Source organism: Scytonema sp. NUACC21 (assembly GCF_054684315.1).
In genome coordinates, this window is record NZ_BAAFZH010000077.1 from 20597 (window position 1) to 40323 (window position 19727).

13 protein-coding genes, 2 pseudogenes and 1 CRISPR repeat array are annotated in these 19727 nt (G+C 42.9%); of the genes and pseudogenes, 8 read left to right on the forward strand and 7 right to left on the reverse strand.

The genetic code is table 11. The annotated features are described in order from the left end of the window. Positions 1-45 precede the first annotated feature (45 nt). The gene (locus tag ACYRY3_RS16210) at positions 46-1632 is read right to left on the reverse strand and encodes a hypothetical protein (protein ID WP_460202663.1); all 1587 of its coding nucleotides are present in this window, start codon (positions 1630-1632) and stop codon (positions 46-48) included. After that, positions 1628-4255 (reverse strand): annotated as a pseudogene (locus tag ACYRY3_RS16215) (glutamate synthase central domain-containing protein); the annotation flags it as partial. The gene ACYRY3_RS16210 and the pseudogene ACYRY3_RS16215, both read right to left, overlap by 5 nt. Before the next feature lie 766 nt (positions 4256-5021). Between ACYRY3_RS16215 and ACYRY3_RS16220 the strand changes: the two are divergent. The 5 genes from ACYRY3_RS16220 to rpsL all read left to right on the forward strand — a co-directional run bounded on the left by ACYRY3_RS16220 (position 5022) and on the right by rpsL (position 11885). Further along, positions 5022-7037 carry a phosphodiester glycosidase family protein gene (locus ACYRY3_RS16220; protein ID WP_460202664.1) on the forward strand — a complete coding sequence of 672 codons (2016 nt, stop codon included), beginning with the start codon at positions 5022-5024 and terminating at the stop codon, positions 7035-7037. A gap of 233 nt (positions 7038-7270) precedes the next feature. Continuing rightward, the gene (locus tag ACYRY3_RS16225; protein ID WP_460202665.1) at positions 7271-7699 is read left to right on the forward strand and encodes a phosphomannose isomerase type II C-terminal cupin domain; all 429 of its coding nucleotides are present in this window, start codon (positions 7271-7273) and stop codon (positions 7697-7699) included. 94 nt (positions 7700-7793) lie between these two features. Beyond that, positions 7794-8153, forward strand: coding sequence for a HesB/IscA family protein (locus tag ACYRY3_RS16230; RefSeq protein WP_460202666.1), 360 nt, complete (start codon positions 7794-7796; stop codon positions 8151-8153). A gap of 76 nt (positions 8154-8229) precedes the next feature. Beyond that, positions 8230-11409 (forward strand): PAS domain S-box protein, encoded by a 3180-nt coding sequence (locus ACYRY3_RS16235; RefSeq protein ID WP_460202667.1) that lies wholly within the window; start codon positions 8230-8232, stop codon positions 11407-11409. Positions 11410-11510: 101 nt separating this feature from the next. Continuing rightward, positions 11511-11885, forward strand: coding sequence for a 30S ribosomal protein S12 (gene rpsL, locus ACYRY3_RS16240; RefSeq protein WP_460202668.1), 375 nt, complete (start codon positions 11511-11513; stop codon positions 11883-11885). Positions 11886-11894: 9 nt separating this feature from the next. On the opposite strand, the gene ACYRY3_RS16245 is transcribed toward rpsL, so the two are convergent. Then, positions 11895-12110: a hypothetical protein gene (locus ACYRY3_RS16245; RefSeq protein WP_460202669.1), complete on the reverse strand. Its 216-nt coding sequence runs from the start codon at positions 12108-12110 to the stop codon at positions 11895-11897. A gap of 36 nt (positions 12111-12146) precedes the next feature. Here ACYRY3_RS16245 and rpsG point away from each other — a divergent pair, with 36 nt between their 5' ends. Together rpsG and ACYRY3_RS16255 are read left to right on the forward strand one after the other, a co-directional pair. Beyond that, positions 12147-12617 (forward strand): 30S ribosomal protein S7, encoded by a 471-nt coding sequence (rpsG, locus tag ACYRY3_RS16250; protein WP_460202670.1) that lies wholly within the window; start codon positions 12147-12149, stop codon positions 12615-12617. Between the two features lie 165 nt (positions 12618-12782). Beyond that, positions 12783-12923: pseudogene (locus ACYRY3_RS16255) on the forward strand (GTP-binding protein); the annotation flags it as partial. A gap of 171 nt (positions 12924-13094) precedes the next feature. Beyond that, positions 13095-14160: a CRISPR direct-repeat array (repeat unit 37 nt; unit sequence CTTTCAATTAAATGAAACCCGCTTGCGGGATTGAAAC). A gap of 143 nt (positions 14161-14303) precedes the next feature. Here ACYRY3_RS16255 and ACYRY3_RS16260 read toward each other — a convergent pair. Then, positions 14304-14549, reverse strand: coding sequence for a hypothetical protein (locus ACYRY3_RS16260; protein ID WP_460202671.1), 246 nt, complete (start codon positions 14547-14549; stop codon positions 14304-14306). Between the two features lie 54 nt (positions 14550-14603). Here ACYRY3_RS16260 and ACYRY3_RS16265 point away from each other — a divergent pair, with 54 nt between their 5' ends. Beyond that, on the forward strand, positions 14604-16016 hold the full coding sequence (locus ACYRY3_RS16265) for an IS200/IS605 family accessory protein TnpB-related protein (protein WP_460202672.1): 1413 nt from the start codon (positions 14604-14606) through the stop codon (positions 16014-16016). A 641-nt stretch (positions 16017-16657) separates the two neighbouring features. On the opposite strand, the gene dnaN is transcribed toward ACYRY3_RS16265, so the two are convergent. The 3 genes from dnaN to ACYRY3_RS16280 form a co-directional block, all read right to left on the reverse strand. Beyond that, the gene (gene dnaN / locus ACYRY3_RS16270; RefSeq protein WP_460202673.1) at positions 16658-17824 is read right to left on the reverse strand and encodes a DNA polymerase III subunit beta; all 1167 of its coding nucleotides are present in this window, start codon (positions 17822-17824) and stop codon (positions 16658-16660) included. Positions 17825-18202: 378 nt separating this feature from the next. Then, positions 18203-19585, reverse strand: a complete 1383-nt coding sequence (gene dnaA, locus ACYRY3_RS16275; RefSeq protein WP_460202674.1) for a chromosomal replication initiator protein DnaA — start codon at positions 19583-19585, stop codon at positions 18203-18205. Further along, positions 19570-19725, reverse strand: coding sequence for a hypothetical protein (locus tag ACYRY3_RS16280; protein WP_460202675.1), 156 nt, complete (start codon positions 19723-19725; stop codon positions 19570-19572). The genes dnaA and ACYRY3_RS16280 overlap by 16 nt, the downstream gene beginning before the upstream one ends. Between the last annotated feature and the right edge of the window lie 2 nt (positions 19726-19727).

The window sequence follows — 19727 nt, forward strand, 5'->3', positions numbered from 1 at the left end:
CACAAATGTAGAGACGTCAAACCTAACGCCTCCACATTATTTGTGCTAAAAGGTAAAGGGAGCAATCGCAGCAATATCTGGATCTGAGTTACCAACCTGACTGGTGGTAAGTATCCACATAGAAGCCCCCTGGTTAAGAAATATTTGGCTAACAGTATCGCTTGCCTTGCGAGGAAGAATACTACGCCAACTGACTAAAGCTCTAAAAAGTTGTCTTAGAGGGTCGTCTGCAAGAGAACTGCCTATGGTTGTAGTTCTACCCTGCCAGTCAGCCCTTGCTATGCCAAAAGGTAAGAGTTCGCGTCTGAGAACTTTGCCTAACTTCACTAACTGCTTAAAACTGGTGGCATATTCGGGATGACGAAGTAACCAGTTTTTAAACTCTGGATTGGTTTCGAGGGCATAGGGGATATTTTTGCTATCTTGTTGAATGGCAGTCTCAATAGCAATAATCGCTGCATATAATGCCTGGTGAGAATCTTGGGCGCAATTGTTGGCAGGACCGACATAGGTTGCACCCATGCCATCTCCAATGCGGTAACGCGCTGTCATAATTTCTAATTGACGGACGAAAACTTCCAATGGCGATCGCTTGATTTCATCAGTATCATAATCGTCTGTAAGGGCATCGAATTTAATGAGAATATCGCAGGTGGGACGAATGCCCAACCAACCAAGCTGGCGATTGCCCATATATTGATTCCAAGACAGGGTACCTGCAATCAGCGCATCACCATTGTGGCAATAAACTTGGTGATACTCAATATCAAAGCGCAATTCACCTGTCAGTGGTTCCCGCACGACTTGTGCCACACCATAAGAAAAATGACCAAAGTAGACAGGAGCTTTCGCCGACTCTTCTCGTTTTTTCCCGCCTATACCACCATAAACGTGTAACAGCAAAGCCAGGTCACCTTCACGCCATTTGGATACCGCTTGCTGAATATCCGTACTCTTTGTATTCAAAAGAACAGATTGTATTTGTCCTTTATGGGCGACAATGTTCCTCCAAGAACGTTTTTTGAGGTATTCGGAGGCTGCTCTTCTGCCGACAATCGTCTTTTGGGGTTCGACGCGTAACAAAGCACGGGGAGCTAGAGCCTGTACAACAAATATTCCAGTAGCATTTTTTGCACCGTAAATATACCAACCCGTTTCGTTAAGGGGAGACTTTTCCAGGTTGCGGTTGCTTGAGGGGTAAATAATTTCCTCAAAAGGAACCACCTCAGGCAAAAGTACAACTTCCTCAACCCCATCAAACTGACGGGAATCACGATTAAAAGGTACAACACGATACTCTGGGCTTGTTGCATTAACTGGCTGCAAAAACTTCACTAATCCATAAAAGCGTCCAGAAATTTGAACGGGTTCACTGGTAACGTAAAGAGTCACACTTTCCCCATTCTGTTTAACTGTAACTGGCTCCCGTAACATGACGACAATGTCATCATCCGGTCTTGAAGCAGCTAAGGATTCTAATGGAGTCACTTGACGCCAATGATTTATACGCATTGGCATAATTTTCCCTTGGGTATAGTTGTTCAGTGCTTCCGCATTGAAGTGAACGTCCTTTTTGCTTGACTGAACTGATACTTTTGATAGGGGGTCGTCAATCCATTTCAAATACGCCATCCACCGCCTTGTGCAGCGCTTTTGCCAGTTCTGGGCTGTTCATGTGGTACTCGCCACCGGGACGGTAGTTGACAAACCCGAGGTTTTCTAACTTCTTCGTTGTTATTTCTGGGAAAGCTTTGCAGTGGAAGGCAAGTATTTCTTGCGCCAGTTCGCTGACACTCAAGCCACCTACACGAGAAGCCGTCCCGTAAAAGCCCAAGTCCAGTAAATCCCGACCGATACCAATTGCCTCAAATATTTGTGCGGCTTGGTAGCTTGAGAGCAAAGAAATTCCCATCTTAGAGAGAATTTTCAGTAACCCCCCTTCTACTGCTTTGCGGTAGTTGGCAATGGCTTGCTCCAAACTCATGGCAGTAATTTTGCCCCGTTCCATAAACTGTTGGGTTTTGGGGTCAAACCACCAGCTACGCACGGTATCCAAAGCCATGTACGGGCAAACCGCTGCTGCACCATAGCCTATCAAGCAACCAAAGTGATGGGTACTCCAGCATTGAGCCGTATTAACAATCAGAGATGCTTTCATCCGCAGCCCTTCACGGATGAGGTGATGGTGGACTGCACCTACTGCCAAGAGCGGTGGTATATAGGTATACTCAGTCCCAATTCCCTCTTTGCCTTCAGAGTTGACGCGATCGCTCAATATCAAAATCCTTGCACCTGCTCTGACCGATTCCGCCGCCTGTGCTTGTAGATTTTTGACTGCTGCTTTCAACCCTTCTGGACCTGCAGCGATTTCAACTAGAGTTGATAACTCTGCTGTTGCAAATCCCGACAGTTTGATAGCCTCTAACTCTTCCTCTTGCAAGACTGGTGATTCTAGCATCAGTCTGCGGGCATATTCTGGCTTAATTTCTAATAAATTGCCCCGTTCGCCCAATTCTACTTTCAAAGACATCACCAAGCTTTCCCGCAAAGGATCGATAGCGGGGTTCGTTACCTGGGCAAAGCGTTGTTTGAAGTAGTCGTACAACAGGTGTGGTTTTTCTGACAAGACTGCTAGCGGAATATCATCTCCCATACAGAAAGTGGGCTCTTTGCCGTCCATTGCCATTGGCTGAATAATCATTTCCACATCCTCTGTGGTGTAGCCAAAAGCAAGTTGGTGCTGGAGGAGAGTTTGCTTGTCTGGAGGTGCGGTTGGTCGAGTGCCATTGACTGTCTCTACAGGGGTCGCGGCAGAGCCATTGCCACTGCCATTCCCATTCCCATTCCCACCAATTACCCATTGCCCATTGCTCAATTTTTGGCGGTACTGGCGCAACCATTCTCCATAAGGATGTTGCTTGGCTATGCGCTGCTTAATTTCCCAATTCTTCAGAATCTCTTGGCTTTCCAAATCCACGGCAATCATTTGCCCCGGTCCGAGTCTGCCTTTCTCAATAATGTCTGCTTCCGGAAACTGTACAACCCCTGCTTCTGAAGCAACTACGATGTAATCATCTTTAGTGATGCAATAACGGGCTGGTCTTAAGCCATTGCGGTCTAATGTTGCCCCTACTTTGCGCCCATCGCTAAACACCAACAGTGCGGGTCCGTCCCATGCTTCCTGCAAACCACTGTAGTATTCGTAAAAATCTACGATTTCGGGATAAGCTCGCAATTCCGGCTGATTTTGGTATGCCTCTGGCACCATGATCGTGATGGCTTCTAATGGGCTGCGTCCGGAATGCACCAGCAATTCAAACACGTTGTCTAAATTTGCTGAATCGCTGCTGTCAATATTGACAAACGGTTTCAGTTCGTCAATGCGATCGCCCCAGACTGGATGATTTAAACTAGCCTCTCTAGCCATCATCCAGTTAATATTTCCCAACAAGGTATTGATTTCCCCGTTATGACCCAAAAGGCGCATGGGTTGAGCTAGGGGCCACTTCGGCATTGTATTGGTACTGAAGCGGCGGTGATAGACACTAAAGGGGCTCTTATAAGACAGGTTTTTTAAATCCTCATAAAAATCTCCCAATACTGCCGAACGTACCATGCCCTTGTAAACAATTGTGCGGCTGGATAACGAGCAGATGTAAACGTCTTCTGACCAAGTGCTTTTTAGTTGGCGAACTGCTGTGTGGATGCGGCGACGTGTGATGTACAACGATCTTTCTAGCTCGTCACCGTTTTTGTCTTCTGATGCTACAAAAACCTGTTCAATTCGGGGTTGATTTTCTCTTGCTTGTAACCCCAGTAATTTAGGCTGTACTGGTACGACTCGCCAACCCAATACAGTTAATTTCTCTTCAGTTGCCAATTGCTCAAAAATCACCTTGGCTTTTTGGGCTGCTTCCTCATCTTGAGGTAAAAATACCATCCCGACAGCTATGTTACCTGTGGAAGACAGGTTTTTTCCCCATCCAGCCAAATCCTTTTGGAACAACTCCCAAGGGATAGCGGTCAATATTCCCGCACCATCTCCAGAGTCTTGGTCGGCACTACAACCACCCCTATGTTCCAAACAACTTAAAGCGTTTAAAGCTTTTTCTACAACTTCGTGGCTGGCTTGATTTTGACGGTGGGCGATAAAACCCACACCACAAGCATCTCGCTCTTCCACTAACCATCGTTGACCTTGGTAGGTACTCCCATTAGAAATTTCTAAATTTGTCATGTTTTTTTGTTGAGTCATCCTTGTTTCTATCCCTGATATCTTGAGCTACGATTTTTTTCTACTTCGTTGTTAGGAAAAATTTTCTAAATTGCAAGATGGGAATCTTAGAATAACCGAATTTTAGGGAAAAAAAATTTTAACTTCGGGTAGTTATTTTTGTTTCCCCCGTGTTAAAATTCTCTCGATATTTTTATGTGTTTATCCCGCGTTACGTGCACAACTTCTCAGCCAACAGCTTTCTACTTAAAATGCCCCCTATAGTACGCTGCGTAGTTTTTACCGAGTTTCTCTTTCCTCACGACGAGCGCATTTCAGGTGCAGCTTTTGTAACTTACCTGAAATAGGGAGTTTAACATACGGATTGACAACTCTTAGCGGGAAGATTATCCGGATTTAGCAACAAATTCAGCGTATTACACTATATGCCCATTTGACAATTCCCATCCTACATATCTCTTCTGTTTTCTGGCTTTTTATCGCCAATTCTTTGCGACTTGTACTGCCACTGCCTTGACCTGACATAAAAGACTACGATCGGTCAACACGGATGCCTTCATTTTACTTTTTACAGCAATATCATACATCTGCGAAAGGTTAAAAGTGCTAATCTTGCATAGCACTCTTGTAACAATCGCATTAAAGAATTCCTTGTTTTGTTTTAAGAGACAAAAAGCCCATATATACGATATCACATTCGGTTCTGCTGCAAAACTCCCGTCATCATTTTTTGATGTTTAAATGAGCGATCGCTAAAAGAATCGTTGTCAAAATTACATTAGGAATTATGGTAATAATACTGAGTTTTGGTTTCACCCAATATTGCAGTTCTGTGGCAAATAAGAGCAATAGTCGTTTCGTCAAGGTTTTGCTACCATCAATACTTTCCACTCTACTGTGTTTGATAGCTATATACGATAGTGCAAAAGCACAGCAAGCGATCGAGACTGCACCAACATCAAAAACAAGTTCCCAACCTCCCGCTCCTGCAATCCCAAAATTGATTTCTTACGGTAATCAAGTTTCCCTCAATGGTCGCATCTTTCCTGGGGCTTGGTTGCAGCAAAAATCTCATACAGGCAAGTTGAACACTCATATCAGTGATGGAGCTATTAGGCAATTAGTAGGAGTCAATTTATTAAACAACAACAACCCAACTAGACAACCAGTACAGTGGTTTTCGTCATCCACTAACCCTATGGTTTTAACTAGTTTGATAACAACAGGATATCGGTATCTTGATATCACAAATTTTGCCAAGACAGCTGAATGGGAGATACAAACAAATGGTAACACGTTAGCGATTTCCACGCCGAGGGCAAAAGCGATTAACATTCGCCAGAGTCAGCAAACTTTGGGTAATACCATCATTATAGATTTAGATCGTCCAACTCCCTGGCAAATTTCACAGGGGTTACCCGTAACAAAATCACCAATTTCACTACTTGATTCTGACAGCACAATCCCCAAACCGTCCTCTGTGCCAAACAGAGAATGGACACTGACTCTAGATGGAATAGCTGATACTGGTTTAGTAGCACAATACACTACCCAAGAGGGAGACTTGGCAAGGGGTCAGGAGGAGGAAAATATCTTACCGCCTACACTACCAACACCATCAACACCCGATTCACTCATTCAAAAAGTAGAAATTGTTAACAACCAAACGATTATTAAGCTGAGGGTGCCATTTGGTTTAGCACCTAGAGTGAATACTTTATCCAATCCCTACCGCTTGACGGTTGAAATATTACCGGATGCTATGGTAGAGAGAAGTATTGCTTGGGCACCAGGATTGCGACAAGGGCAGCAGTATGTGAATTTAGGTCAAGACCGTTTTCCAGTGGTCTGGTTAGAAATTAATCCTCGCACCACTGGGGTGACATTAAAACCAATTTTGACAAATTCCGACACAATGGTTGGAACTGCCCCTCTGATCCAAACCGCACAACAACAAATAGCAGTTGCAGCCATTAATGGTGGCTATTTTAACCGCAATAACCGATTACCTTTGGGGGCAATTCGTCAGGATAATGTCTGGTTGTCGGGTCCGATTCTCAACCGAGGTGCGATCGCTTGGAATCATTCCGGAGAGTTTTACATCGGTCGTCTCACCCTACAAGAAACGTTAATCGGAACCAATAACGCACAGTTTCCAATTTTAAATCTCAATAGTGGTTACGTTCAGAGTGGGATTGCCCGTTACACGCCCACATGGGGAGCAACCTATACCTCCCTTACCGACAACGAAATTATCCTTGTTGTTCAGAGCAACAAAATTATCAATCAATTTTCAGGGGGTAAAGCTCTTGAAAACTCTATTCCCATTCCAAAAGACGGCTACTTGTTGACATTACGGGGTAACGCTACAGCCAGTGCTTCCCAGTTGCCCGTTGGCTCTGTGGTAAAAATTACCAGTTTCACTACCCCTAATGAATTTAACCGTTATTCCCACATTTTAGGTGCGGGACCCGTGTTACTTCAAAATCGTCAAATTGTTCTTGATGCCAAAGGGGAAAAATTCAGCGATGCTTTTATTGCAGAAAAGGCTGTGCGTAGTGGTATATGTACGACAGCAACAGGGAATTTAATTATTGCAGCTGTACACAATCGTGTCGGTGGTGCTGGACCTACCCTAGCAGAACACGCTCAGTTAATGCAGTCTCTGGGATGCGTAAATGCCCTGAATTTAGATGGTGGTAGTTCTACCAGTCTTTATTTGGGGGGACAACTCCTCGATCGCTTTCCCAATACTGCTGCTCGCGTTCACAACGGCATTGGAGTATTTCTACCGATTCGCTGAGTTAGCACTAAAAACTTTAAAGCTTCCAATAAGGCGTTATGTCCTTTAATGAAGAATTGGTGTAGAGATATAATTTTGTTGGAATCATGGATTACACCTCTAGATTTCATTTGCTATGGTTGGCAGAGGTGCCATGAATTGCTTGTCATTACGCTTTGCAACATCGCGCCATATTTTTGCATCGACATTATATAGACTGCTGGCGGTCTTTCCTGTCAAACAATGAGGTAACTATGGCTCAATTACAAGAGGCAACACAAGCTAACACATTGCCCCTCCCCCCTGCTGTGACTCCTAGAGGCGTTGCTGCTACAGAACTTCGCCCTTGGGGTTCTTTCACTGTACTGGAAGAGGGACGCGGATACAAAATCAAACGCATAGAAGTGAAGCCCGGTCACCGTCTCAGCTTACAAATGCATCACCATCGTAGCGAACACTGGATAGTGGTGTCTGGTACAGCCAAAGTCGTTTGCGGCGAGCGCGAAATTCTGCTGAGCAACAACCAATCTACCTACGTACCTCAATGCACCACTCATCGCTTGGAAAATCCTGGCGTCATTCCCTTGGTATTAATTGAAGTCCAAAATGGCGAGTATTTAGGTGAAGATGATATCGTTCGATACCAAGATGATTACGCTCGTACTGAAGAACGCAAACAATAGATAATTGACCATCTAATGACAACACTCGGTTTCTTGAAGAAGCCGGGTTTTTAAGTTTAAATAAAAATGGGTTTTAAATTCTATTGTCAGTTTCATGATTCAACTGAGTGCAGCAGCTGCAAGTGAGATCGAGCGACTCAAATTAAAGCAGCAGCAATCAAATATCTTTTTTCGCTTAACAGTAAAACCCGGTGGTTGTTCCGGGTGGTATTACGATCTGTCCTTTGATGGGGTAGCAAAAGCAGACGATTGCGTTCTTGCTTGTCAAGGTATTCAGGTGGTTATAGATGCTGAAAGTCTCAAATATGTCAACGGGCTGACGGTAGATTATTCAGAGGATTTGATGGGTGGTGGCTTTCGCTTCTACAATCCCCAAGCAAGTGCGAGTTGTGGCTGCGGTAACTCTTTCTCAATCGCAAGCGTGAAGAGTGATGAATTGAGTGTTATTTCGTGATGATAGCAGGGAATTATAATACATAGGTGAATCTAAATTTACCGAGTCCTTCAGACAAGGGTGACATCATTTTTTTATGGTTCCGAAGGCTAATAGTTCCTCTGCTAACGTCTCTTCCACACTCAATCCAGCTAGGGAATTTGAACAATTTCTTGTTCAGCAAGAATATCAAACTCTATTAGTTGATACCATTACTAAAATTCGAGAATCGCTAAATTTAGAAACTATTTTAAAGACGGCAGCACTACAAACCCGTCAACTCCTCAACGCCGATAGTGTGGAAATATTGCGGTTAGTCTCCATACCTAACAATGTTTCATATATTACGGTGTCTTCAACATTTTCTCAAATGCCGAAATCTGTTAATGAGAACGTGTTAGAACCAAATCAAAATGAATATCAAGGGAGTTTATTAAGTAAAAACCGAGAACTTTGTCTAAAAAACTTGTATAATAGCAAACAAGTAGTAAAGAACCAAGCGATCGCCGACATTTATGAAGCAGAATTGAGCGAGAGCCAAATCGCCACCTTGAAAAATTCTCAAATTAGAGCGAGTTTAATTGTGCCCTTAGGGGATGGGGATAGTCTCTGGGGGCTATTGTGTATATTTCAACACGCTAAGCCAAGACAGTGGCAGGAATACGAGATTGAAGGTGTAACTTGTATTGCTAAACATTTAGTAACAGCCATTGAGCAAGTGCAATTACTCGCTGAAGCTCAAAGTCAAATAGCGTCTTTCAAAGAGACAGAAACTTTATTGCTCAAGAACCAAAGCCTTTTGCAAGATACAGTAGCTAATTTACCGATTGCAGTCTTTCAATTTAGGAGTTGCAATGGAGTCTGGACTATTGACTACATCAGCGATTACGTTTGGGAACTAGCTGGGATCGCGGCAAGAGAAATGATTCAGGATATACAGAATTTTTTGGCTCTGGTGCATCCTGATGATTTAGAAAATTACTTGGCTTCCGTTGAAGAAGTTATTATCCGTAAAAAGCCCTGGTTTTATGAGGGACGGTTAATTAAACCGAGTGGGGAAATTCGCTGGTGGCAAGGGCGTTCAACCCCCATTGGTGTAAATGAAGAAATTATTTTCTGTGGTGTGCTGTTAGATATTACCGAACGCAAACAGGCAGAAATAGCCCTTCAACAATTTAATGAGGAACTAGAACATAGGGTTAAGGAAAGAACTGCTGCACTGCTTAACAGCGAAGCCAGATTCCAAAAGCTGGCAGAAAACGTACCGGGAATGATTTATCAATTCCGCCTTAGTCCTGACGGTTCTGTCTCATTTCCATATGTTAGTTCAGGGTGCTATGAACTATACGAGCTATTACCCCAAGAAATTCACGGCAACAGTTATTTGTTGTTAGAAATAATACACGCAGATGATTGCCCATCCTTTTATGAATCTGTGACCATCTCTGCTCAAACCTTAGAGCCTTGGTTCTGGGAAGGACGTGTGGTTCTTCCTTCAGGAAAAATAAAATGGTTGCAAGCAGTATCGCGTCCAGAAAAGCAGGCTGATGGTTCTATTCTTTGGGATGGAGTAGAGCTAGATATTAGCTCTCGTAAAGCTGCCGAGGCTGCCCTGCGAGAAAGTGAGGCAAAATTCCGCAGTATTATAGAAAATGCAAATGATTTAATATTTATCAGCAATCTTGAAGGAGAGGTTTCATACATCAGCCCCAGTTATGCGCTTGATACGGGCTACTCCTTGGAAGAAATGGCGGAACAGTCTTTTCTGCGGCTGATTCACCCAGAAGATTTACCCATTTGCAAGAATGCCTTTAGCCTAATAGCTGGAGGTAAAGCAAGCGTGACAGGATTGGAATACCGATTTAGATATAAAGACGGCAATTACGGATGGTTCTCAACTAACATCGCTGCTGTTAGGGACATAGACGGTCAAGTTCTTGACCTAATTGGTATTGCTCGTGACATCACTGCTCTAAAAAAGGCACACAAAGAACAAGCAAGATATATGGCTCTTCTTGAAGCCGCCACCGATATTATTGCGATCGCTGATGCGGAGGGCCATAGCATTTATCTTAACAAGGCAGGGCAGGATATTTTAGGTATTCCCGCAGAAAAAGGCGATGGTTTGCATATCAGTGAGGTTATGGTGCCATCACAGCTAAAGCGTTTACAAACTCAGATTTTGCCAACTGCAATCAAACAAGGTATTTGGTCGGGAGAGAGTATTTTTAGATCTGGCGATGGTAGGGAAATGCCTGTCTCTCAAGTGATTGTGGCACACAAAGGGGAAAACGGAGAAGTTGAGTTTTTCTCAACAATTGCACGAGATATTACCGCACGCAAACAAGCCGAAATTCTGTTAGCACAGCAAGCTAAAGATTTAGAACAAACTCTCCAAGAGCTCGAGCGCACCCAAGCTCAGATGATTCAAAGTGAAAAAATGTCGAGCTTGGGTCAAATGGTGGCGGGTGTTGCCCATGAAATTAATAATCCAGTCAACTTTATTCATGGGAATGTTGTTTATGCTTGTGAGTACATCGAAGATATACTACAATTGGTAAGGCTATACCAAGATTGCTATCCCAATCCTGTTGCACAAATTCAACAGATGATTGAAGCTATTGACCTTGAGTTTATCCAAGAGGACCTTGCAAAACTGCTCAACTCCATGAAAGTGGGAACTCAGCGCATCCGCGAGATTGTTCAGTCTCTGCGAACCTTTTCCCGTCTTGATGAAGCAGAATGTAAAACTGCCGATATTCATGAAGGTATTGACAGTACTTTGATGATTCTTAACAGCCGACTGAAAGCACAGCCAACTCGTCCAGCTATTAAGTTGATTCAGAACTACGGGCAACTTCCATTAGTAGAGTGCTATCCAGGTCAGTTGAACCAGGTTTTCATGAACGTTTTAGTGAATGCTATTGATGCTTTGGAAGATAGAGACCAGAGGCGAACTTTTGAGGAGATCCAACAAAACCCCAGTACTATTTGCATTACGACAGAACTTCTTCAGTCTGAAAAGCGTGTGAGAATTAGAATCGGTGATAATGGGTTTGGAATCCCTGAAAGCATTAAAAATCGCATCTTTGACCCTTTTTTCACTACCAAAGCCGTTGGGAAAGGAACAGGATTGGGAATGTCAATTAGCTATCAAATTATTACGGAGAGGCACAGAGGCACTTTAAGTTACACTTCATCGGTAGAACACGGAACAGAGTTTGTAATTCAGATCCCCATAACACAACAAACGGTTAGTGGTCGATCTGGTGAATAACCAATGACTAAAATTAAAAACTTGACACAAAACTCACAAAAAAAGCTATAATCAGGATTTGTTGTTACTTAGACTAAAAGCAGCTTCTCGCGCTGTAACTCATGCCAACAATACAGCAACTTATACGTAATGAACGCGAACTAGCGCGTCAGAAAACCAAGTCCCCTGCTCTGAAACAATGCCCTCAGCGTCGAGGGGTATGTACCAGAGTATACACAACCACACCGAAAAAACCTAATTCAGCTCTACGCAAAGTAGCAAGGGTAAGGCTGACCTCTGGGTTTGAAGTCACAGCTTACATACCAGGAATTGGTCACAATTTGCAAGAGCACTCTGTTGTTATGATTCGTGGTGGTCGGGTCAAGGACTTACCAGGCGTGAGATACCACATAATCCGTGGAACCTTAGATACAGCCGGAGTCAAAGACCGCAAACAAGGTCGTTCCAAGTACGGAACGAAGCGTCCAAAATCCTAGTGAAAGTGCTTAAGAGATGAGTGCTGAGAAACACGGTAGCTCCTCAGCACTTAGCACTTTTCTAGAAAAAGTCACGTTATATAATTGTTTCGCCTTGTGTGTCTTGTTGAGGACAGCAAGAGTGGGAGTTAGTATTGCTGCAATTGCAGCTAAAAAAGCTGAAGGTTGGTCTAAAGCGGTGAAACAAACCGCTGAGAGCTTCCGGTGTAAGATAGCGTATTGCATATAGTCTCTTTGCCAAATCGAAACTAAAGGTTAAGTATGTCTCGTAGAGGTGTCATCCAAAGGCGGCCAGTTCCTCCTGACTCTGTATACAATAGTCGTTTGATCAGCATGATGATTCGGCGGATCATGCGTCATGGCAAAAAATCGCTTTCTGCGCGAATTGTCTATGACGCCATGAAAACGATTCAGGAAAGAACTGGTGGCGATCCATTAGAAGTGTTTGAAAGAGCAGTGCGGAATGCCACTCCGTTAGTAGAAGTGAAAGCTCGTCGTGTGGGCGGGGCGACTTACCAAGTTCCAATGGAAGTACGCTCTGAACGCGGTACAACTCTTGCCTTGCGCTGGCTCGTGCAGTTCTCCAGATCTAGACCGGGCCGTACTATGGCAAGCAGGCTGGCAAATGAGTTGATGGATGCAGCAAACGAAACTGGAAACGCAATACGCAAGCGGGAAGAAACACACCGCATGGCAGAAGCGAATAAAGCTTTCGCCCACTATCGTTACTAACGTAGAGACGCGCTATAGCGCGTCTCTAGAAAATCAATAAATTGTGAAAAAATCAGCAGTGTCTTGCGTGTTTACACATGAAAAGACGGTTTTCCGTAAGAGTATAATATCTTAACAAAGTGTAATATACAAGATATCATGAGGCGAAAACTATAGGAGGCAGCTGTGGCACGTACCAACCCGCTAGAGAGAGTACGCAACATAGGTATTGCGGCGCACATAGATGCGGGCAAAACCACAACAACAGAGAGAATATTATTTTACTCTGGGATAATTCATAAGATTGGTGAAGTTGGGCAAAGCACGGGCGAAAACCCCCCACCTCCCGCCAAATCGTCAGAACCTTGACAAAGCAATACTTTCAGCGATTTAGGTATGAGCACCAGCCTGTTCGCCAAACCCTGAAATGGACTTTTAAAACAGTCCCGCCAAAAATGGTCGTGGGAATGCCTCTCCAGTTAGCTTCGGTTGGCTTCCCTTTCAATTAAATGAAACCCGCTTGCGGGATTGAAACATTTCAGCACGGCAACAGCTAACTGTCTGTTACGCCTTTCAATTAAATGAAACCCGCTTGCGGGATTGAAACTGTCGCGCTAACTCCAGCCATCTACTCGGGCGCACTTTCAATTAAATGAAACCCGCTTGCGGGATTGAAACGTGTTTTCAGTGTTGCTATTGCTTCAGGAAACCAGTGCTTTCAATTAAATGAAACCCGCTTGCGGGATTGAAACTAGCAATTCTACTTCCAGTTTTGACATAATGATTGTGCCTTTCAATTAAATGAAACCCGCTTGCGGGATTGAAACGGGTCGATTAAAGTTTTGGACCCAGCGACCAAGGACTTTCAATTAAATGAAACCCGCTTGCGGGATTGAAACCTGCGCTTTCACGATTGCTGTTGAAAATATTAAAATCTTTCAATTAAATGAAACCCGCTTGCGGGATTGAAACTCGAATATGAAAGAGTTGCGGTTAAGGTCGGGAAAAACTTTCAATTAAATGAAACCCGCTTGCGGGATTGAAACGATGGAACCCCTAAGGGAAAAATCACGAACGCCAGCACTTTCAATTAAATGAAACCCGCTTGCGGGATTGAAACGCTGCAATTGGACTTTAGCAAGCTGCTCAACGGTTATCTTTCAATTAAATGAAACCCGCTTGCGGGATTGAAACGATATGAAAATGAAAGTTAATGACTTGACTACTCTTACCTTTCAATTAAATGAAACCCGTTCGCGGGATTGAAACTAAAATCCACCACCAAGAGAACTATCTTTTTCGTACAACTTTCAAATCAATGAAACCTGTTCGCGGGATTGAAACGCGATAGCCCCTGTTGCCCAGCTTAGAGAATGCAAAAACTTTCAAATCAATGAAACCCGTTCGCGGGATTGAAACATCCTCGTGGAAACTATTTAGACGACTCAGCAGCCTTTCAAATCAATGAAACCCGTTCGCGGGATTGAAACAACCCTAGTTTACCTCTTTCCTGCTTGTTGCCTTTACCTTTCAAATCAATGAAACCCGTTTGTAGGATTGAAACAATATTTTTCAACTAAAGCGTAAGAATGAACATCAATCTTTGAACAAGAAATGCAATTCCGCAGTCCCCACCTAAAAATACTATAAAGATATTTACATTCTAGGTGGGGTTAGGAATTGCCAACAATAAAAAGCTCCGCAACATTATTCTTTATTCTTTAGGGAAGTCGAAGTCTCACTACACTTGATTTTTGCCCATTCTTCAACGTGGAGTCGAACCCAGTTACCATAAGTTTGTTCTGGTTCTTTGACTTTATCGATTTGTTCTGTCACCCATTTTTCTAAATAGACTGTGGTCTTAGCTCTAGATTTATCGTATTTTGCTACGTATTTCTTGACTTTATCGCGGTTTCCCTTCTGCCAATTTTTCCCAGATTCTGTTACAGGCACTTGACTTATCCTAAACGTTTAGGTACTATAAAATTATAGTGGTAGGTCGAACCAATGAGCAAGAGAAAGAGAAAAAACAAGAGCAAGAGAAAAAAGGGACTACTAGAAATAATTAGAACTGACGTTTGGGATTTGGTAACTAAACCAGAAGAAAAGCAACAGCTAATTATGACGATAGAGGAATATCGAAGATTCCTCAAGCCTCTTGTTTTAATTATAAATGCTCGTTGGATAGAAGTTGCCGACTTATCTACAAAGGAAAGGGTTGCTAGTGTTGAGAAGATAATACACAAAACAACAGATAATCCAGCTCCCAAACATAGCTATTATCAAAAAGTCATTTATAAATATCCGTCTTTCGGAAAATTCCCAAGTTATTTAAGAAGGGCTGCAATTGCAGATGCTCTTGGCATAGTGTCGAGTTTCCAGACCCGTTACAGAGAATGGCAATCTGGTATTCGTTCAAGGCGCGATGCTAAACCGCCACGATTGACAGCAATGTGTAACTCTTATCCATCTTTATATAAGGGTCAACAAGTTCGTTACGGCTTAAATTACAGTTCGGTAGATATCAAAGTTTGGAATGGTAAGGATTGGGTATGGATTAATAAAATACCAGTTAAAGGATGTGGGAACAATAGGCATCTGATATTTGGCAATGAAATGCAGTCTCCAACGTTAGTGGTGAATAAAAAGACTTGTCAATTATCTATGCCTGTGAAAATTCTCAAAGTGAATAAGGAGGATTCGGATGAAGTTTTAGGTGTTGATTTAGGTATAAATAATAGTGCCACTTGTTCAATCGTTAGTCGTGATGGTACTGTAAAAGCAAGGGTGTTTATTAATCCTGCTAGTGACATAGACCGTCGCAACCAACGACGCATGATGATAGCTCATAAATCCAAGCAAACCCAAGCAAGAATTGGAAAAGACAAAAAACTCCCCAAGGGTTTTTGTAAAGGGCTATATCGCCAATCTTCAAATATTAATTTGGAGATAGCTAGAAAAGTTAGTAAGAGAATTATAGAATTTGCCTTCCATAAAGTTAAGGTAATCGTCATAGAAAACCTTGAGGGATGGAAAGCTAAGGCAGGTCGGAAAAAGTCTCTAACTAAACAAAAATTCCATCTTTGGTGTCATCGAAAAATAGTAGAGACGCTAACCCAGAGATGGACTGAATTGGGAGGGATTGTTCAAACTATCAATCCTAAATACACAAGTGCCTATGCTTATGATGGTAGTGGAAAAGTCAAACGGAATAAAAATAATTATTCTCTGGCAACGTTCACTACTGGTAAAATTTACCAAGCCGATCTATCCGCATCATATAATATAGCCGCCAGATATTGGTATTGTGTAATTGTGAGTGACAAAACCTTCTCTAGAGTATTCGAGGACAGAAGTTCCACGAATAAATCGCGAACGCCGATAACGCTGGGGACGTTGTGGAGCCTTTCGGTTTCATAGCGTAACAATCCCCAACCATAATCGCAAGATTTGGTTGGTGGTGCGTTCAAATCATCAATGCAGTAGGATGTAAAAGTCTATCAAAAACGGTCAATATATTGCTCGTAAAATTGGGCATTTTTTGCACAATATCCTGTAACTCTGATTGCATAAGGGTTAATTAAGCATGGATTTTGGATCGTAATTAGTACATATGAACGCATTGAAAGGGCTGGGTGGGCACTGCCCACCGCAAGCTGCTGTGTACTATAGTTCGGTGTTGTGCGCCATAGCCCACCCTACGTTGTATTCAAGGTGCGATCGCGAAACGCAAGCTGTACCCAGCTTATCGCCTCAGCTATTTCATCTTAATTAAGGGTTATCGCTTGGAATTGGATGAACTGTACCCTTGAACACTGATAGTTTAATGATAGTATTAGCTTTTCTAAGAAATTCAAAGCTGACGGAATTCAACATTCGTGACTCAACCCAACCTACGTTCTTTTGCCAAGAAAATGAAATGACATCCAATAATTTGATTAAATGTTGGGTTTCGTGACTCAACTCAACCTACGCTTTGAGGTGGGCGGTGCCCACCCTACGAAATAAGAAGCTACTACGAAATAAGAAGCTACGAAATAAGAAGCTACGAAAGGATCAGCTTAATTTCTAATCTGAACTGGCATGGCTAGATAAGTCATCTTTAAACCACCCACTGGGGTAAAAATCACTGGGGTCAGATTTGAATTTAATTGCATTTGAATTTCTGTAGAGGGCAATGCTTTTAAACCTTCCATCAAATACTTAATATTAAATGCAATGTCTATTTCCTCTCCCAATATCTGGGCTGGTAATGACTCTCTGCCGTTACCTACATCTTGAGCTTCACAAGATAAGGTAATTTCCTGTGCTTCACTGTCTACACTGAGTTTAACTATATTATTCTTTTGGTCTGCTAAAACTGCAATTCGCTCCAGGGTATTTAAAAATTGTTTTCTATCTAAGGTTAATTCTCGCTCAAATTGTCGGGGAATAAGTTGACGGTAAGCAGGGTATTGTCCTTCTAAAGTACGGCTGGTTAAACGTTGATGTTGCCATTCAAAAATAACTTGACCTTGGTCAAGGTACATGGTGACGGATTCATCTGATGATGCACTGTGAGCTAGCATCCGTTCGAGTTCCCGTAAGGCTCTCGCTGGTACGGTGACTTCTAGGTTCGCTGCGTTTGCTGTCTCTGTACTCTCATTTGTTGTTTGTACCACAGCTAAACGATGTCCGTCTGTTGCGGCAAATTCGAGGGTGTCTTGTTGAACCGTTAAATGAACTCCGGTGAGTACTTGTTTGGTTTCATCAGCACTGGTTGCAAACAGTGAACCTTTCAATCCCTCAATTAGGGCTCCAGAGGTGATATGAAGTACTTGAGCGTTGTCAACCACGGGGAGTTCTGGAAAATCTTCTGCGCCCATTGCTCTGACTTGGTAACGCCCGCTTTTTGGTGTTAGGGTCACAATTAAGCCTTCTCCAGTTATGGTGTCTCCTGTGGAAGCTGATTCTTCCTCTAGAGTGATTTCTCCCTCTGGAAGACGGGCGGTGATATCATTTAACAATTTAGCGGGAATCGCGATCGCGCCCCCTTGCAATACCTCAGCGTTGAAGCTGGTACGGATACCCAAGCTGAGGTCAAAGGCTGTTAGGCTGACTTGGTTTTTTTCCGCATCTGCTTGTAAAAGCACGTTAGCAAGTACCGGATGAGTTGGACGGGAGGGTACAGCACGGCTTGTTAGTGAGAGGTTAGTACTGAGGTCGCTTTGGGTGCAAACTAGTTTCATGGTCAAATTCGGCAAGTGTGTTGGCTATGTTAACACCTTGTTGCTTGGTCGGGAGTGGGGAAGCTTGAAATCACAGTTCTTTTTGTGGAAAATGTGGAAAACTTGTCTAAATTCCTTTTTATAAATCCTCTTGTACGAGATTTCCTGTGGATAACTTGTGGAAAACTAGGGGGTGTTTTCCACAGGGTAGTTATACTTAAAATCAAGTTTTCCACAGATTTTTCCAAAGTTTTCCACAAAAAATAATAAACTTTCCACAATATAATTCAATCTTTAAGTTTTTTTATACTTGGCTTAACATTCATATTTAGCCAAGCGGTCGATCGCATCTCAAAATTGCCAAGGGGGAACTCCCAAACTTTCAAACCCCTTCCTCAGTTAATGAGATTTATGGGGACGGGTTGTCATGCTGATGCGATCGCTTAATTGACGTAGAGTTTGTGACACATTTTTGTCGGTCTCTCGCAGTTGGGATATTTTTTCACAGCTATACATGACTGTGGTATGGTCTTTCCCACCAAACTCTTCACCTATTCTAGGCAAACTCAAATCCGTATGTTGCCTCATCAGATACATTCCGATTTGTCTCGCCCAGCTAATTTCCCGTCGTCGCGAATTCCCTTTGAGGTCTTCGATCGATACATCAAAAGTATCGGCAATAACTGATAAAATAGCGTCTGGAGTTGCCTCCACCTTCTCAATTGGCGGTTCTAAAACCGGAGCAATGTTTCCCACAGTCATGGGTAAGCCCCAGATAGAAATATATGCCACCGCTCGAATTAATGCTCCTTCTAATTCTCGAATATTAGAAGTGTAGTGTGAGGCAATATACTCAACAACATCCCTCGGTAGGCGAATATTTTCATACTCAGCTTTTTTTTGTAAAATCGCCATGCGAGTCTCTAAATCTGGCGCTTGGATATCAGCAATCAAACCCATAGAAAACCGCGAACACAAACGCTCTTGTAGGCGGGGAATCTGATTGGGAGGGCGATCGGAAGCCAAGACCACTTGTTTGCCTGCTTCATGTAAAGTATTAAAAGTGTGGAAAAATTCTTCTTGGGTGTACTCCTTACCCTCAATAAACTGAATATCATCTACCAACAGGACATCAGCAGCACGGTAATGCTCCCGAAAACTTTGCATGCTATCTTTACGGATAGCTGCAATCAAATCGTTCGTAAATTGCTCCGTAGAAACATAGAATATACTCGAATCAGGACAAATTTCCAGTCGGTAATGACCGATCGCTTGCATGAGGTGAGTTTTCCCCAAACCTACACCACCACATAAGAATAAAGGATTAAACTCTCTTCCCGGATATTCAGCAACTGCGAGTGCAGCAGCATGAGCCATCCGATTGTTAGCACCGACAACAAATCGTGAAAAAACGTACTTTGGATTGAGTTCTACTGTTCTAACTCGTTTTTTAGAAACAGCTTCAGGAGTCATATCTTGGGTTGGAATTTCCCAAGAACCCTCTGATTCATTTACATTGGGAACCTCATCCCCTTGCCCAACCGTTATATAAATGTCTACGGGATAACCCAAAATATCTTGTACTACATTAGCAATAGTTCTTATGTAGTACTTTTGCAGCCAATTACGAGCAAATGGATTGGGGGTGCGAATCACCAAGCAATTGTTTTCCAATCGCTCCGCACTAGCAGTTTTAATCCAGGTTTCAAAAGTGGGACGGGATAGCTCTAGTTGCAAGCGTTCCAGTACCAGATTCCACAGGCTGTCTATGGGCATTTCCATGATTTACCACCAATGCGGGCGCGATCGTCACAATAATGAAGATATAGCAAGCACCAATTTAACAAACTATCCTCTAGTACAGGAACATACTTGTAAGCTATATATTCTTGGGTTCGTCCCAGTAGCCAAGATCGTACCATTC

Excerpts from the sequence above, each read along its gene's own strand:
- ACYRY3_RS16210 (WP_460202663.1), bottom strand. The coding sequence starts at position 1,632 with ATGGCGTATTTGAAATGGATTGACGACCCCCTATCAAAAGTATCAGTT.
- ACYRY3_RS16220 (WP_460202664.1), top strand. The coding sequence starts at position 5,022 with ATGGTAATAATACTGAGTTTTGGTTTCACCCAATATTGCAGTTCTGTG.
- ACYRY3_RS16225 (WP_460202665.1), top strand. The coding sequence starts at position 7,271 with ATGGCTCAATTACAAGAGGCAACACAAGCTAACACATTGCCCCTCCCC.
- ACYRY3_RS16230 (WP_460202666.1), top strand. The coding sequence starts at position 7,794 with ATGATTCAACTGAGTGCAGCAGCTGCAAGTGAGATCGAGCGACTCAAA.
- ACYRY3_RS16235 (WP_460202667.1), top strand. The coding sequence starts at position 8,230 with ATGGTTCCGAAGGCTAATAGTTCCTCTGCTAACGTCTCTTCCACACTC.
- rpsL (WP_460202668.1), top strand. The coding sequence starts at position 11,511 with ATGCCAACAATACAGCAACTTATACGTAATGAACGCGAACTAGCGCGT.
- ACYRY3_RS16245 (WP_460202669.1), bottom strand. The coding sequence starts at position 12,110 with ATGCAATACGCTATCTTACACCGGAAGCTCTCAGCGGTTTGTTTCACC.
- rpsG (WP_460202670.1), top strand. The coding sequence starts at position 12,147 with ATGTCTCGTAGAGGTGTCATCCAAAGGCGGCCAGTTCCTCCTGACTCT.
- ACYRY3_RS16265 (WP_460202672.1), top strand. The coding sequence starts at position 14,604 with ATGAGCAAGAGAAAGAGAAAAAACAAGAGCAAGAGAAAAAAGGGACTA.
- dnaN (WP_460202673.1), bottom strand. The coding sequence starts at position 17,824 with ATGAAACTAGTTTGCACCCAAAGCGACCTCAGTACTAACCTCTCACTA.
- dnaA (WP_460202674.1), bottom strand. The coding sequence starts at position 19,585 with ATGGAAATGCCCATAGACAGCCTGTGGAATCTGGTACTGGAACGCTTG.
- ACYRY3_RS16280 (WP_460202675.1), bottom strand. The coding sequence starts at position 19,725 with ATGGTACGATCTTGGCTACTGGGACGAACCCAAGAATATATAGCTTAC.